At 70.5% G+C, this 14,374-nt stretch carries 19 protein-coding genes; 8 read left to right on the forward strand and 11 right to left on the reverse strand.

Annotated elements, in window-relative coordinates; genetic code table 11:
* Positions 1 to 46 precede the first annotated feature (46 nt).
* Complete coding sequence (gene ychF, locus EDF23_RS09940; RefSeq protein ID WP_131845308.1) at positions 47 to 1,120, forward strand: redox-regulated ATPase YchF; 1,074 nt, start codon at positions 47 to 49, stop codon at positions 1,118 to 1,120.
* A gap of 29 nt (positions 1,121 to 1,149) precedes the next feature.
* Positions 1,150 to 1,539, forward strand: a complete 390-nt coding sequence (locus tag EDF23_RS09945) for a DUF2510 domain-containing protein (RefSeq protein WP_123938987.1) — start codon at positions 1,150 to 1,152, stop codon at positions 1,537 to 1,539.
* Between the two features lie 31 nt (positions 1,540 to 1,570).
* On the opposite strand, the gene EDF23_RS09950 is transcribed toward EDF23_RS09945, so the two are convergent.
* On the reverse strand, positions 1,571 to 1,954 hold the full coding sequence (locus tag EDF23_RS09950; RefSeq protein ID WP_123938986.1) for a HepT-like ribonuclease domain-containing protein: 384 nt from the start codon (positions 1,952 to 1,954) through the stop codon (positions 1,571 to 1,573).
* Positions 1,951 to 2,415, reverse strand: coding sequence for an XRE family transcriptional regulator (locus tag EDF23_RS09955; protein WP_123938985.1), 465 nt, complete (start codon positions 2,413 to 2,415; stop codon positions 1,951 to 1,953). Before EDF23_RS09955 ends, EDF23_RS09950 begins: the two co-directional genes overlap by 4 nt.
* A 103-nt stretch (positions 2,416 to 2,518) precedes the next feature.
* On the opposite strand from EDF23_RS09955, the gene EDF23_RS09960 reads away from it, so the two are divergent.
* Positions 2,519 to 2,983, forward strand: coding sequence for a phage tail protein (locus tag EDF23_RS09960; protein WP_123294134.1), 465 nt, complete (start codon positions 2,519 to 2,521; stop codon positions 2,981 to 2,983).
* Positions 2,984 to 3,282: 299 nt separating this feature from the next.
* Here EDF23_RS09960 and EDF23_RS09965 read toward each other — a convergent pair whose 3' ends face one another.
* Both EDF23_RS09965 and EDF23_RS09970 read right to left on the reverse strand, forming a co-directional pair.
* A complete protein-coding gene (locus EDF23_RS09965) occupies positions 3,283 to 3,570 on the reverse strand; it encodes a hypothetical protein (protein WP_123938984.1) in 288 nt (95 codons plus the stop codon).
* A 271-nt stretch (positions 3,571 to 3,841) separates the two neighbouring features.
* The gene (locus tag EDF23_RS09970) at positions 3,842 to 4,453 is read right to left on the reverse strand and encodes an HD domain-containing protein (RefSeq protein WP_123938983.1); all 612 of its coding nucleotides are present in this window, start codon (positions 4,451 to 4,453) and stop codon (positions 3,842 to 3,844) included.
* A gap of 137 nt (positions 4,454 to 4,590) precedes the next feature.
* On the opposite strand from EDF23_RS09970, the gene EDF23_RS09975 reads away from it, so the two are divergent.
* Positions 4,591 to 5,427 (forward strand): hypothetical protein, encoded by an 837-nt coding sequence (locus EDF23_RS09975; protein WP_131921573.1) that lies wholly within the window; start codon positions 4,591 to 4,593, stop codon positions 5,425 to 5,427.
* Positions 5,424 to 7,268: an amidase family protein gene (locus EDF23_RS09980; protein ID WP_131921574.1), complete on the forward strand. Its 1,845-nt coding sequence runs from the start codon at positions 5,424 to 5,426 to the stop codon at positions 7,266 to 7,268. Before EDF23_RS09975 ends, EDF23_RS09980 begins: the two co-directional genes overlap by 4 nt.
* Before the next feature lie 82 nt (positions 7,269 to 7,350).
* Here the strand turns inward: EDF23_RS09980 and EDF23_RS09985 are convergent, their stop codons facing one another.
* Positions 7,351 to 8,127 (reverse strand): isocitrate lyase/phosphoenolpyruvate mutase family protein, encoded by a 777-nt coding sequence (locus tag EDF23_RS09985; protein WP_123294130.1) that lies wholly within the window; start codon positions 8,125 to 8,127, stop codon positions 7,351 to 7,353.
* A 110-nt stretch (positions 8,128 to 8,237) separates the two neighbouring features.
* Here EDF23_RS09985 and EDF23_RS09990 point away from each other — a divergent pair, with 110 nt between their 5' ends.
* Positions 8,238 to 9,425, forward strand: coding sequence for an aminotransferase class I/II-fold pyridoxal phosphate-dependent enzyme (locus tag EDF23_RS09990; RefSeq protein WP_243648879.1), 1,188 nt, complete (start codon positions 8,238 to 8,240; stop codon positions 9,423 to 9,425).
* 127 nt (positions 9,426 to 9,552) lie between these two features.
* On the opposite strand, the gene EDF23_RS09995 is transcribed toward EDF23_RS09990, so the two are convergent.
* Positions 9,553 to 10,326, reverse strand: a complete 774-nt coding sequence (locus EDF23_RS09995; protein ID WP_131845320.1) for a class I SAM-dependent methyltransferase — start codon at positions 10,324 to 10,326, stop codon at positions 9,553 to 9,555.
* Between the two features lie 405 nt (positions 10,327 to 10,731).
* Between EDF23_RS09995 and EDF23_RS10005 the strand changes: the two genes are divergently transcribed.
* Entirely contained in the window at positions 10,732 to 11,112 is a 381-nt protein-coding gene (locus EDF23_RS10005; RefSeq protein ID WP_123294128.1) for a hypothetical protein, read from the forward strand.
* A gap of 5 nt (positions 11,113 to 11,117) precedes the next feature.
* Here EDF23_RS10005 and EDF23_RS10010 read toward each other — a convergent pair whose 3' ends face one another.
* Both EDF23_RS10010 and EDF23_RS10015 read right to left on the reverse strand, forming a co-directional pair.
* Positions 11,118 to 11,303 carry a hypothetical protein gene (locus tag EDF23_RS10010; protein ID WP_123313312.1) on the reverse strand — a complete coding sequence of 62 codons (186 nt, stop codon included), beginning with the start codon at positions 11,301 to 11,303 and terminating at the stop codon, positions 11,118 to 11,120.
* A 29-nt stretch (positions 11,304 to 11,332) separates the two neighbouring features.
* The gene (locus EDF23_RS10015; protein ID WP_131921575.1) at positions 11,333 to 11,821 is read right to left on the reverse strand and encodes a GNAT family N-acetyltransferase; all 489 of its coding nucleotides are present in this window, start codon (positions 11,819 to 11,821) and stop codon (positions 11,333 to 11,335) included.
* 68 nt (positions 11,822 to 11,889) lie between these two features.
* Between EDF23_RS10015 and EDF23_RS10020 the strand changes: the two genes are divergently transcribed.
* A complete protein-coding gene (locus EDF23_RS10020) occupies positions 11,890 to 12,774 on the forward strand; it encodes a LysR substrate-binding domain-containing protein (protein WP_131921576.1) in 885 nt (294 codons plus the stop codon).
* A 40-nt stretch (positions 12,775 to 12,814) separates the two neighbouring features.
* Here the strand turns inward: EDF23_RS10020 and EDF23_RS10025 are convergent, their stop codons facing one another.
* The 3 genes from EDF23_RS10025 to EDF23_RS10035 form a co-directional block, all read right to left on the reverse strand.
* Positions 12,815 to 13,069, reverse strand: coding sequence for a hypothetical protein (locus EDF23_RS10025; RefSeq protein WP_111084959.1), 255 nt, complete (start codon positions 13,067 to 13,069; stop codon positions 12,815 to 12,817).
* A complete protein-coding gene (locus tag EDF23_RS10030) occupies positions 13,066 to 13,548 on the reverse strand; it encodes an FBP domain-containing protein (RefSeq protein ID WP_123673093.1) in 483 nt (160 codons plus the stop codon). The genes EDF23_RS10025 and EDF23_RS10030 overlap by 4 nt, the downstream gene beginning before the upstream one ends.
* An 84-nt stretch (positions 13,549 to 13,632) precedes the next feature.
* Positions 13,633 to 14,370, reverse strand: coding sequence for a M48 family metalloprotease (locus EDF23_RS10035; RefSeq protein WP_111084961.1), 738 nt, complete (start codon positions 14,368 to 14,370; stop codon positions 13,633 to 13,635).
* Between the last annotated feature and the right edge of the window lie 4 nt (positions 14,371 to 14,374).

The raw sequence follows: 14,374 nt of genomic DNA on the forward strand, positions 1-14,374 counted from the left end.
GGCCCGGGTCGGCTCCGGCGGGCCGCCGCCGGTAGGCTCTTCTTCCGTGGCTCTCACCATCGGAATCGTCGGTCTCCCGAACGTCGGCAAGTCGACCCTGTTCAACGCCCTGACCAAGAACCAGGTCCTCGCCGCGAACTACCCGTTCGCGACGATCGAGCCGAACGTCGGGGTGGTGAACCTGCCCGACTCGCGGCTCGACCAGCTCGCCGAGCTCTTCCACTCGGAGAAGACCGTGCCCGCGCCGGTGTCGTTCGTCGACATCGCCGGCATCGTCAAGGGTGCGAGCGAGGGTGAAGGGCTCGGCAACAAGTTCCTCGCCAACATCCGCGAGGCCGACGCCATCGCGCAGGTCGTCCGCGGCTTCACCGACGACGACGTCGTGCACGTGGCAAACAAGGTGTCCCCGAAGGACGACCTCGAGGTCATCAACACCGAGCTGATCCTCGCCGACATGGAGACGATCGACAAGGCGCTCCCGCGGTACGAGAAGACCGTGAAGCTGAAGCAGGCCGAGCCGATCGTGCTCGAGACCGCTCGCGAGGCCCGTGCCGCGCTCGAGCAGGGCACCCTGCTTTCGGCCACCAAGATCGACCTCGCACCGATCGCCGAGCTCGGACTGCTGTCGGCCAAGCCCTTCATCTTCGTGTTCAACGTCGACGAGGCGATCCTCACCGACGACGCCCGCAAGGCCGAGCTGGCCGCGCTCGTCGCCCCGGCCCAGGCCGTGTTCCTCGACGCCCAGGTCGAGTCAGAGCTCATCGACCTCGACCCGGCCGACGCTGCCGAACTGCTCGAGTCGACCGGCCAGACCGAATCCGGACTCGACCAGCTTGCACGGATCGGCTTCGACACACTCGGGCTGCAGACCTACCTGACGGCCGGTCCGAAGGAAGCCCGAGCGTGGACGATCGGCAAGGGGTGGAAGGCACCCCAGGCTGCCGGCGTCATCCACACCGACTTCGAGAAGGGCTTCATCAAGGCCGAGGTCATCTCGTTCGGTGACCTGGTCGAGACCGGCTCCATCGCCGAGGCCCGCGCTGCCGGCAAGGCCCGGATCGAGGGCAAGGACTACGTCATGCAGGACGGCGACGTGGTGGAGTTCCGCTTCAACAACTGACCTCGCCGTGGGTGCGCCAGGATGAGCGCATGACGAACCCACAGGCAGGTTGGTACGACGACGGTTCCGGCGCGATGCGGTGGTGGGACGGCTCGGCGTGGACGGAGCAGGTGCAGCCGAAGGCACCGGGCGCGCCTGGTATCGGCGGAGTGATCGACCGTATCCAAGCGGAGGCCGCGGCAGGCGGACAGCCTCGGCCGGCGCAGAACGGCATGAGCTACGTCGTCCTGCAGGTGGTCCTGCGGGAGAAGTTCTTCGGGACGGGATCCGGCAACCTCACCGAGCTGGAGAAGGCGATCAACGCACAGGCGGCGCTCGGCTACCGGCTGCACACGATCACGACGGCTTCGTCGGGCAGTACGGGGTTCGGTGGCGGAGACCGACTGCAGGCCACCATGGTGTTCGAGCGGATCAACTGAGTCGATCCACGCCCGGAGCAATGAGCTCGGCTCAGTCGACTAGTGCGATGATGACCGCTGGGACGCGGTGCTCGATCGCCTCCCAGATGATCTCCTTCCGCGCCTGCCGGTAGTCGTGCGAGAGGATGTTTCGCGTCTTCCTGACAGCGGCGAGCGACAGGTCGGACGGAAGTCGGGCTTCCCTGTCGGCGGGAAGACGTCCAAGCAGGTCGTCGAAGTGGATGATGACGGCCTCAGCCGCTCGATACGTCAGGCTCCGAGTTGCGTCGAACTCGACGCGGCCGTGTTCGACGATCTGCGAACATTCGGCGAGCAAGTCGAGGAAGCTCGCCTGCAGCGACGGCCAGCGGTCTGCTGAGTCGGCTGAATCGCGATCAACGCGTTGCCGTGGGGTGAACCGGGGCGATGGGGTCACAGCGGCACTGCTTCGTCGAGCACGTGCGCGAAGTGCTCGTCGTCCTCGAGGTCGTCGGTGAGGACGTCGACGTCGAAGCCCGTGATGGTCTCGACCTCGTGGGCGAAGCCGCCGAGGTCGAACAGTGATGCGGCTGGGGTCAGGTGTACGAGCAGGTCGATGTCGCTGTGCTCGGTGTCCTGCCCGCGGAGCGTGGAACCGAAGACGCGAACGTTCTCGAGGTGGAACCGCTTCGCCTCGTCGAGGATCGCGTCGGCGTAGACGGCAAGAGGGATGCTCGGGCGCGTGTGCGCGGCAGTGAGGATCCGCTGGAGCGACTCGAGCCGCGGCTGCTTGCGTCCGCTCTCGTACGCGGAGATGGTCGGCTGCTGCATCCCGGCGGCGGCGGCGAGGCTGGTCTGTGAGAGGCCCAGGTCCTCGCGGGCAGCGCGGATGAGTTCTGCTGCACGTTCGACTCGCATGGGCACCTCCATCTATAGCTCTCGACTATAGATGTGTCGCGCTCGCTCGGGAAGGTGTGCGGTGGACTAGATTCGGCACGTCCGAGCGCCCGAGGAGGCCCCCATGTCGTACGTCGTCGACTTCGTGAACGTGTCCACGGTGGGTCTCGAGTCCTCGCCGGTCGCCGACGCACTCGCCGGGCTCCGGGCCAACGAGGCGCGGTACTTCGCGAACAAGTACGACCACGTGTTCACCACGCACGCCGCAGCTGACGTGCCGGACCTCGTCGCCTACGTGCGGCGGGTCCTCGAAGAGGAACGCGGGCTGGTCATCGCGTCACCACCGCTCGAAGCCACGGAAGCGCTCGTCGACGGCGTGCGCTGGACGTACGTGTTCTACGAGTCCGGCCTGGCGATCAACGTGCTCTACACGCTCGAACCAGGCGGCAAGCGTGCGGTCGGCTTCAAGCTCTCCGACGGCATGGACGTGCCCGAGGAACTCGCTGACAAGTTCAAGTTCGCGCGGCAGAAGTCGAAGCTCGCCGGCACGATCCGCGGCTCGTTCTTCGTCGTGAAGGGCGAGTACTGACGTTTGAGGCTTCCGTGCGTGCGAAATGTTCGGCGCGGCGGCCAACGCTGGTCGACCCTGGTCACCATGACGGTGACTCTGGTGACTACTGCGGTGATGCACGGCCTGTACGTCGGGTTCACGGGGGACAGCTCCCGGGCGCGGGCGATGCGTTTGCTGCTCAACGAGAAGCGGGCCGCAGCGAGTCCGCATGCGCCGGGCAAGGACGGCACAGCGGCATTGTCCGCGGCTGAGCAGCCCACGCACGACGAAGCGCCGCCGGGGAGCCCGGCGGCGCTTCGCGTTCGTCCTGGTGGAGCCTAGGCCGCGAGGGCCATGTCCCCTGCGTGCACGGACTGTGCCTGCAGCAGGGTTCGGCTGGCCTCGCCGGCCCAGGAGCGGCCCGGGACGGTCCAGCCGGCCTCGCCGACGGCGTCCAGACGGGTGCCGCGGGTGACGAAGGTCTGCAGGTCGTCGGCCGCGATGCGGACGAGGTACTCGCGCTGCGAGCGGTCGTCACGCACGGGGAACTCGGCGATGCGGTCGGGGGTGATCGTCGGGGCCGCGAGAGCGGTCCCCAACACGGTGATTCGTTCGTTGCTGGTCATGGTGCTGTACTTCCTGGTCATTCGGCGCCAGGGCGACTCGGTGTCGGCGGACGTCTCAGTCCGGCGCGACGCATCGAGTGCGGGGCGCGCACGTCGAGTTTCAACGTGCTGCTGATCCGTTCGGATCAAGCGGGGGTCTCGCTTGGAATGCGACTCGGGTGAGTCGGTGTCGAGACGTTGGTGTGCGCGAGTCAGATGGGTTCGCTGCAGTGCACCAAAGAAACACTATACGGGGCCGATGCCGAGAAGTCCAGCGGACCGGTAGATGCACTCAGGAGGCAAGGAACGCGTCCCATCGCGAGCCACCCGCAGTCACGTTGCCGGAGCCGTCGAGCCGAGCAGCGGCCGAGGACGGCTTGCGCGAAGCCTGCGCGTGGATGAGCTCGTCGAACGAGCCGGAGAACCCGAGGCGGGGCAGTGCGGTGGCGACGGCGTGCAGGTCGTCGGTGGACCACCTGGAGAACCCGGCACCGGAGACGTCGAGCGAGGTGGCGACCTCGAGCAGGTGCCCCTCCACGTCGACCGCGGGGTCGACGGAGGTCCACATGTGCCGCTCGATGACCTCGCCGACGCGTCGAGCGCGCGCTGCGTCCCACCCGGCGCCGAGGGCGAAGACGGAGCCCACGGCACCACCAGCGTCTTCGAACGGCACGTCGTGGGCATCGAACGACGGTGTGACGCCGAGGTCGTGCAGCATCGTCGCGACGAACAGCAGCTCGGGGTCGGGCTCGAGGTCGACGGTCGGGGCGAGCAGGACCGCCCACGCCCACGAGCGCAGGCAGTGGTTCACCAGGGCGGGGGAGGACCAGGTGCGGACGACGTCCAACGCCCGTGCGGCGACGGGGGAGGGCGGGGTGAGCAGAGCTTCGACGTCGAGCGACATGGCACGACAGTAGCGGTGCGACGGAGCCGTAACGGCGCGGAAACGTGCCGGGCCCGAGCCGGAAACAGCGCACCGTTAGCTTTCGGATCACTGAGTACCCGCTCAGCACCCGACCTCCTCCCGAAGGACCTGCACCCATGCAGCACCGCCTCCGGCTGCGCCCCCGCGCGACGATCGTGTCCTCGACACTCGTCGCCGCCGGGGCGATCGGCCTCGCCGCCCTGACCGCCTCGCCGGCCCAGGCAGCACCGACCGCGACGACCGCGACCATCGACGCCCCCGCCACCGCGACCGTCGGCACCGCCTTCGACGTCGACCTGACGATCCCGGCGACGACCGACGTCTACGCCTACGAGATCACCCTCGACGCCGACGCGGACTCCGTGTCGTACGTGGAGGACAGCGTCACCGGTCCCGACGGCGGCTTCGACAGCGTCGAGCAGGACGGCGACGCCCTGACGATCGTGCACACCCGGCTCGGGACGTCCCCGGCGCTCGACGGCGACCTCGCTGCCTCGATCGGCCTGACGCCGACCGCACCGGGCAGCGTCGACCTGGCGGTCACGAGCATCACGCTCGTCGGCTCCGACGGCACCTCGACGACGCTCACCGACCCGGCGAGCACCTCGATCTCGATCGCTGCAGCGGCGACGGCCACCCCGACGCCCACCCCGACGGCCACGCCCACCCCGGGCGCCACCGCCACGGCCGACCCGGGTGCCGGTGCGGGCGACCCCGACCCGACGACCACCGTCGGCCCGACCGACCCGACCGACCCGTCCGACCCGACCAGCGGCGCCACCGCCGTGGCCGCAGGCGGTGGTGACCGTCCGACCGGCGGCGAACTCGCCTGGACCGGCGCCGACGTCGCCCCGTGGATCGCCGCGTCGCTGGCCCTCCTCGCCGCTGGCGGGATCCTGATCACCCTGCGTGCGCGCCGCGCCCGCCGCGAGCGCACCGGAGCAGCCGAATGACCGCCACCAGCCGGAAGCGCACGGCCGTCGCCGGCGCCTCGCTCATCGCCCTCGTCGGCACCGTCCTCGCCGCGACCCCCGCGATGACCGCCGCAGCAGCACCGGCAGCTGTGGACGCCAGCCCCGCCGCGATGCTCGCGCCGTACTACACGGACCTCGACCTGACCGGCGACGACCAGGTCACGAAGGCCGACCTCGCGGTGCTCACCGAGCACCTCGGGGCCACGAGTGCCAGCGGTGACTGGGCGACGGTCAGCGCCGCGGACACCGACGCCGACGGCACGATCACCGTCGCGGACATCGCGGCGCTGTCCCAGCGGATGATCTACGACGACGGCCCGTTCACGCTCGTCGAGGCGTCCACCATCGACATGCAGGCTGCGATGAACGCCGGGGTCACCACCTCGGTCGCCATCACCCAGGACTACCTCGACCGCATCGCCGCGTACGACCGCACCAAGGTCGACTCCGCGTCGACCGGCCGCGCGCTCAACTCGATCGTCACGACGAACGCCGAGGCCCTCGCCGCGGCGAAGACGGCGGACACCGAGCGTGCCGAGCACGGCATGACGAGCATGCTGCTGGGCGTGCCGATCGCGGTGAAGGACAACTACGACACCAAGGACATGCCGACCACGGGCGGCTGCGGCTGCTGGGACGACAACCAGACCGACACCGACGCCACCATGGTCGCCGGACTGCGAGGGGCCGGTGCGGTGATCCTCGCCAAGGCCAGCCTCGACGAGTTCGCCTACGGCTTCGTGTCGGAGTTCTCGTCGAACCAGCCCGCCGGTTCGTCCCTGCTGGTCGCCAGCCCGTACAACACGGCGCAGACCGCCGGTGGCTCCAGCGGTGGGACCGGTGCGGCGATCGCCGCGAACCTCGCCGGCATCGGGTTCGGCACCGACACTGGGGGCTCGATCCGCATCCCGTCGACGTACAACCAGCTCGTCGGCATCCGCCCGACGGTCGGCCTGGCCAGCCGCGACGGCATCATCCCGCTCGCACTGTCGCAGGACACCGGCGGGCCCATCGCCCGCTCGGTGACCGACGCGGCCGTCGCGCTCGACGCCGTCACCGGCGTGGACGCGGCCGACCCCGTCACGAGCGCGCAGTCCGGCAAGGTGCCGACCTCGTACACGTCCTCGCTCGACGCGGACTCGCTCGACGGCGCCCGCATCGGCTACGTCACGAGCATGGTCGGCACGAACGCCACGGCCAAGCGACTGTTCGACGCGTCCGTCGCGAAGCTCGAGGCCGCTGGCGCGACCGTCGTCCCGATCACCGCGACGACCGCGTTCAACCGGGTCCTGTCCGAGGGCAGCGGCAGCACGAACGAGTTCAAGCACGACTTGGACGAGTACGTCGCGAAGCACCTCGACCCCGACGTGACCGCCCGGTCGCTGCAGGGCATCCTGGCCTCGGGCGAGTACGTGCCGAGCCGCAAGTCGACCTACGAGTCCCGCGACCTGATCACCGACGCGCAGTACCAGGCGTGGGCCGGGCCGACGGGGTCGCACACGACGCAGCTCGCCACCGGCAAGCAGCTCGTCACCCAGATGCTCGACGACCAGGACCTCGACTCGCTCATCTACCCGTCGGGCACGCCCTACGGCACGCAGTCGACGAACATGCGTCTGAGCCCGAACACCGGCATGCCGGCGATCACCGTCCCGATGGGGCAGGCGACCGCGGCCGACGGCACGATCACCGGCGCCGGCGTGAACCTCGAGTTCCTCGGCCGCTCGTTCGACGAGAGCACGCTGATCGGCCTCGGCTACGCCTTCGAGCAGGAGACGAAGGCGCGCACCACGCCCGCGCTGTACCCGGCGCTCGGCTGAGCTGAGCGGGTCGCGATCGCGACCACATGCAGACGGGAGGCCCGGTGCCAGCTGACACCGGGCCTCCCGTCCGTCCGCTCCGTCAGTTCAGGGTCGGGGTGTCCTCCGGCACGACGCCGTCGGCGTACAGGTCGGTCGCCAGGTCGCGGAGCGCGCGCAGCGCGACGCGCTGGGTGAGCGGACCGTAGGAGATGCGGGCCACGCCGAGCGCCTCGTACTCGGCGGCGGGCAGGGCTCCCGGCAGGCCGATGACCGACAGCTTGCCGCGGCCGAGGCCCGCGACGAGCTGCTCCACGACGTCGCGCTGGATCGCGCCGGGCACGAAGACGAGCGCGGCGCCGTTGTCGAGGAACGCCTTGCCACGTGCGATGGCGTCCGCGATGCTCTCGTCGATCGGACGGTCGCCGCCGCGGGCGATCGCATCCGTGCGGGCGTTCAACTGGAAGTCGACGCCCTCGGCCTGGGCAGCGGCCGTGATCGCGGCGACCCGGGCGACGGCCTCGTCGAAGGGGCGCAGGCGGTCCTCGACGTTGGCGCCGACGATGCCGGAGCCGATCGCGCGGCGGATGGTCTCGGCCGGGTCCTCGTAGCCGTCGTCGAGGTCCGCGGTGACCGGCAGGTCGGTCGCGGCGGCCACGATCGCGGCGCCCGACAGCGCGAGGTCGAGGGGCATCCCGCCGTCCTCGTACCCGTACGACGCGGCGATCGAGTGCCCGGCGGTGGCGATCGCCTTCGTGCCGGGCAGGTCGCTGACGACCTTCGCGGTGATCGCGTCCCACACGTTCACGACGCGGAGGATCTCCGGGGCTTCGTGCAGCTGCTTGAGGGTGGTGGCCTTGTCGGCGGTGCTCGTGCTCATGGGACCGACAGTAGGCGGGGCGACGCCCCGCGTCCCAGAGTGCGCGGAAGACGACGCTGGATGACAGGCGGGCTCGCGCCGGGCCTCCCGGTCGGTGCATGCTGGGACGCATGGCGAGCGACGAGCAGGACCCGGTCGGCACGCTCCGCGGGGTCCGTACGAGCATCAAGTGGACGCGGTACGCGCCCGACGTGCTGCCGCTTTTCGTCGCCGAGATGGACCACGACGTCGCGCCGGAGATCCGCCAGGCCCTGATCGAGCGCGTGTCGCAGTCCGACCTCGGCTACCTCGACGGGCCCGGGCCACTCGCGCCCGCGTTCGCGCAGTTCGCGCTCGACCGCTGGGGCTGGGAGATCGACCCGTCCCGCATCCACCTGGCCACCGACGTCAGCGTCGGCATCGTCGAGTCGCTGCGGCTCGCGCTGCCCGACGGCGGTCGCGTCGCGATCACGCCGCCGGTGTACCCGCCGTTCTTCGAGCTCGTCGACGAGGCCCGATGTCAGGTGGAAGAGGTCCCGCTGCTCGAGCAGTGGGGCCAGTACCGACTCGACCTCGAGGGACTCGAGCGGGCGTTCGCCAGCGGGGTCGGCGTCTTCCTGCTCTGCAACCCGCACAACCCCGTCGGCCTCGTGCACGACCGCGCCGACCTGCTCGCGATCGCCGAACTCGCGGCGAAGTACGACGTCCTCGTCATCAGCGACGAGATCCACGCACCCCTGACCCACCCCGGCGTGCAGTTCACCCCGTTCGCAGCCGTCGCCGAGCCCGTCGGAGCCCGCAGCGTCTGCGTGACCTCGGCGAGCAAGGGCTGGAACCTCGCGGGCGTGAAGTGCTCGATCATCGTCGCCGGTGACGACCGGACCGCCGCACTCCTCGACACCCTGTGGGAGGAGGTCGCCTGCCGCACGAGCATCCTCGGGCTGCACGCGAACCTCGCCGCGTTCACCGTCGGGACCACCTGGCTCGACGACGTGGTGTCCCGGATCGTGGCCAACGACCGGCTGCTCGCGAAGCTCCTCGCCGAGCACCTGCCCGGTGTCGTCTACACGCGGCCCCGAGCCGGGTACCTGGCATGGCTCGACTTCCGCGGGATCGGGCTCGGCGACGACCCGGCCGTGCCGCTGCGTGAGAACGCCTACGTCGCGCTGAACTCGGGGCTCGGGTTCGGGAGCGAGGGGCGCGGGTTCGTCCGCCTCAACCTGGCGTGCTCACCGGAGACGCTGCGCGAGGCCGTGTTCCGGATCGCCTCGGCGTACCCGTCAAGTGCGCAGGAGGGGCTGGTCTGGCACGTCGCGTGAGCGGTGGAACGGCGTGGTTTGCCGCCTGTGCAGCATCGAGTGAGCACAAGACGTCGGGTCGGCAGCGCGCACTCGACGTCTTCTGCTCACTCGAGCGGGACGCAGCGGCCAGGAGGCCCGGGTCGGCTCAGGCGGGTCGGCGCGCTTCGATGAGGTGGCGCGTCGAGTGCGCCACGAACGGTCCGTCTCGCTGGATCAGCTCGTGCAGGTCCAGCAGGCGGTCGCGGTACCGCTCGACGGTGAAGTCCGGCACCCACCAGATCACCTTCCGGAGCAGGTAGACGACCGCGGCGACGTCGTGGATCTCGATCCGGGTCCGCGCCGTCCGCAGCTCGACGACCTCGAGTCCGGCGGCGCGTGCTGCGTCGGCCTCGTCGTCGTGGTGCCGTCCGCGCCGCTCGACGGGCTTCGGGCCGAGGAAGAACTCGATCAGCTCGAAGACGCTCGCCGGGCCGACGTGCTGGGCGAAGTACGTGCCGCCGGGAGCAAGGACCCGGGCGATCTCGTCCCAGTGGATCGCAGCGGGGTGCCGGCTCGTCACGAGGTCGAAGGCGCCGTCGGCGAAAGGCAGCGGCGGCTCGTCCGGATCGGCGACGACGACCACGCCGCGTGGGTGCAGGAGTCGTGTGGCGGTGGCGATGTTCGGTGCCCAGGACTCCGTCGCCACCGCGGTGGCCGGGAACGCCGGCGCCTCGGCGAGGACCTCGCCACCGCCGGTCTGCACGTCGAGGCTCGCGGTGCCGGAGACCCCGGCGAGGCGACCGAGTCGCTCGCCGAGCATCTTCGCGTAGCCCCACGGCGGGCGTTCCTCGGTGGCACGGCCGTCGAGCCACGAGAAGTCCCAGCCGGTGACGTCGGCGGCTTCGCCGATCGCGATCAGGTCGTCGAACGTGGTGCGCATGCCGTCCATGGTGGCGTCTCGCCGGTGCGAGTGCCAACCGCTGTTCCTCCACAGCATGCCCCGGCTGCAGCCTGTCCACAGATCACCACGGCGCTCCCGGATCGCACTCCGCGGGCCGCCACGGTCGGTGGATGCAGACATACGAGCCGTCCTTGTCCAGCCGCGATAGGCAGACTTGCCTAGTCCTGGTTGGCGAACTACGGTGAAGCGCACGGAGTTGCTTCGCCGGCTCGCTCGGAAGGCTGACGAGAACGATGTCGCGTTCGTGTTCCACCGTCACGGCGGGAGTCACGACCTGTTCCGCTTCGGTCGGAACACGATCGTCGTCCCGAGGCACCGAGAGGTGGAGGAGATGACGGCGCGCGGCATCCTCCGTGACTGCGACCGAGAAGGAGATGGGCGACGATGAGCCGACACACGGTGCGAGCTGAGCGCGGCAAGAAGTACTGGGTGATCTGGATCGACGGGGTCATCCGGACCCAGGCGAAGCGCGAGCGTGAGATCGAGCTCATGGCCCGTGACTGGCTCTCGTTGATGAACGACGACCGCGATCCGGAGTCCTTCGAGCTCGTCGTCGAGGTGTCGATGCCCGAAGCGGCACAGGCGCACCTGGACCGCGCGGTGGCGCTCCGCGAGGAATCCGAGCGAGCGCGCATCGAAGCGGCGAAGGAGACGGCCGCCGCGGCGCTGGTGCTGCACGAGTCCGGGCTCACGGTGCGTGAGATCGGACCGCTGCTCCACGTGTCGCACCAGCGAGCACAGCAGTTGGTCGCCGCCGCTCGCTGACCGGGTCAGTCGATGTACTGGTTGCGCCCGACGACACGGATCTGCAGGTCGTCGGTGCGGTCCATCGCCAGGATCTCGCGGGCGACGAAGCCGACGGCCGGCCAGCGGTCGACCTCGGTGACCATGAACCCGTCGATGAACACCTGCCACGCGCCGCGCTCACGGACCGCCTGCACTTCGTACGTCGCCATGCCGCGAGCGTACCGAAACGGCGCTGTCGTCAGCGAAGTTCGAGCGTCATGTGCACGTCGGCGCGGACGTAGGGGCTCGGGACGAGTTCGTCCTCGCGCAGGTGCCGGAAGCCGAACGCCTCGTACAGGTGCACGGCGCTGGCCAGCTGTGCGTTGCTCTCGAGGTCGATCCGCTGCGCGCCGAGCTCCCGGGCGCGGTCGAGTGCAGCGGCGATGAGCTTCCGACCGGTGCCGTGCCCCTGATGACCGGGCGCGACGGCCATCTTCACGAGCTCGAACACCCCAGGGGTCGTCGGCACGATGCCGATGCACCCGATCACCTGGTCGTCGAGTCGCGCGACGAAGACGGCGCCGCCGGGCTCGACGACGTGACCGACGGGGTCGCCGAGGAACTTGCGGTCCTCGTCCTCGAGCGCGAAGAACTGCGTGATCCAGGCCTCGTTGAGGACACGGAACGCCTCGGCGTCAGCGGGGGTGGCGAGGTCGGCGATGGTGACGGTGGAGGTCGCTTCGGGCATGTGTCCATCCTCCGACCCGGATGAGGTCACGTCCAATACTCGTTCGCTTCGATCGATAGGCTGCGTGCATGGATCGGGATCCGGACGTCGACCTCCGCCAGCTCCGTGCGTTCCTGGCGGTGGCCGACGAACTGCACTTCGGGCGCGCTGCCGAGCGCCTCCGCATCGCGCAGCCCGCGCTGTCCCAGCAGATCCGCCGCACCGAACGCGAACTCGGCGTCGACCTGTTCGTCCGGACGAGCCGCAGCGTCGCCCTCACCGCCGCCGGCCAGGTGCTGCGGGGACGTGCGCGGTCGTTGCTCGGGCAGGTGCGCCGCGATCTCGACGAGACGGTCCGGGTCGGGCGGGGCGAGGCCGGCCGGCTCGACGTCGGGTTCGTCGTCTCCGCGCTGCCCCTCGGGCCGATCGAGCGCGTGCAGGCGTTCCGTGCGCGGTACCCGCTGGTCCGTGTGGACCTGACCGAAGGTTACTCGTCGACGCTCCTCGCCCGGATCGTGCGGGGCGAGCTCGACCTGGCCGTCGTGCGCGACCCGGACCCGGACCCCGCTGTGCGGCTGCTGCCGTTCCGGACCGAGGCGTTCGTCGCGGCGGTCCCACGCGGACACCGGCTCGCGGGCCGTGCGGCGATCCGCGGCACCGAGCTCGTGGACGAGCCGTTCGTGTTCTTCCCCGCCGTGGCCGGTTCGCTCGCGACCGAGCGGAACCTCGCCCCGGTCACCGCCGGTGGCCGACGGCCCGTGGTCGTGCAGGAGGCCACGACCTGGGCCACAGTCCTGCACCTGGTGGGGGCGGGACTCGGCGTGACTGTCGCTCCGGAGAGTGCCGCGCTCGCCGCACCGGACACCGTCGTGCTGCTGCCGCTGACCGACAGCGATCACCGCAGCGAGCTGTCGTGGGCGATGCGCGCCGGCGACGACCGCGAGATCCTGCGGAACTTCGTCGAAGCCGACTGAGCGACGCCGACTGAGCGACGCCCGGCTGGAAGCGCTTCGCTCAGCCGAGCGCGAGCACGGGCGCCCGGTGGTCGCCGAGCTCGTCGACGTGCCACGGCCGTGCACCGCGCAGGGTCAGCCCGAGCTGCACGAGCACGAACCCGACGTGGGGTTCGACGTCCGGGTCCCACGGCCCCTCGACCCCGAGGCCGAACGCACCGAGTTCGTCGTCGGCCTCGTCGCGCAGGGTGAGGCGCCAACGGCCGTCGCCGAGTTCCTCGACCACGGCCCAGCGGGCGGTGCCGAAGCGGCTCACGCCGACTTCATGATGTCCGCGGTGAAGTTCTGCACGCGCTGCAGCAGCGAGGCACCGCGCATCGCGATCGTCGCCGGCGGGTTGAGGTGCGGGGGAGCGGTGCGGATGAGCATCGAGCACCCGAGGTCCTCGCAGATGTAGGTGCCGATCGTGTTGCCGTTGCGCCCGGCCTCGCCCGCACGGGGTGCTGAGAACAGCCGCACCTGCGTCGCTGGCTGCGGGGAGTGGCAGAACGAGCACATCGCGGCGATGCCGGCGCGCAGGGACCCGCCTGCGGACCGGACGATGATGCCCACGGGGCGGTCGTCGATCCAGGACACGATGTACCCGCGGCGGGCGGCCTGCGGGTCGCGCCAGCCCAGGAACTCGCGCTCGTCCCAGAGCATCTCGTGCAGGCCGGGGATCGGCAGCTGCTCGAGCTCGTCGGGGGTGGCGTTGACGAACGAGGATCGGATGTCGGCTTCGGTCAGTGGCTTCACGGTCCGATCACCATATGCCTCGCCTCCGACACGTGCTCGCTCAGGACAGACGTTCGGGCGACGGTGCGGTCTCGTATCGCCCCGTCAGGACAGACGGGAGGCCCGGATCGCCCCGAGCGCGCTGCTCTCGTCCGCCACCAGGACGGCCCGGCGCAGGGCGTCGCGTCCGACACGTCGGGCCGCGGCGTCGTCGGCGGCGAACTCCACGAGGACGCGCGTCGAGCGCGCCATGGCGCGCGCACCGGGCACCCACGGCACCGCACGCTCGATCGATTCGGCGACCGCGACCGCAGCCGCGTGGTGCTGGGTCAGGTGGGCGCGCTCGTGGGCGACCACGGCCTCCAGTTCGTCTGTCCGCAACCGGTCTGCCAAGCCGGTGCTGACCAGCACACCGCCGCTCCGCCCGGGCACGGCGCAGGCCAGGGCGTGGTCCGCGTCGACGACGGCCACCGGGGTGCCGTCGATCTCGCGGTGCGGCGCGACGCCGGAGCGCATGGCCTGACGGACGGCCTCGTGCTCGGGCCCGGGGCGGACGCGAACGGCGACGACGAACGCGATGACCGCGAGCAGTGCGACGCCGACGTTGAAGCCGTGCGTGGGGGAGCCGTCACCGCCGAGGAGCTCGGTGAGCGGCCGGTCGGCGAGCACGACGAGGGCGATGCCGGCGACGAACCCGACGACGCCGAGCAGCACCGCGAGCGACCAGCACACCAGGGCGGTGCGCGGGCGGTCGATGGTCCAGGCGGAGCGGGTCAGCACCCTCGGGGCGAACACGACCACCAGCAGGGCGAGGACGATGAGCGCGATGCCGGCGACGACCACGGAG

Source organism: Curtobacterium sp. PhB128 (genome assembly GCF_004340725.1).
Taxonomy (GTDB): Bacteria; Actinomycetota; Actinomycetes; order Actinomycetales; family Microbacteriaceae; genus Curtobacterium.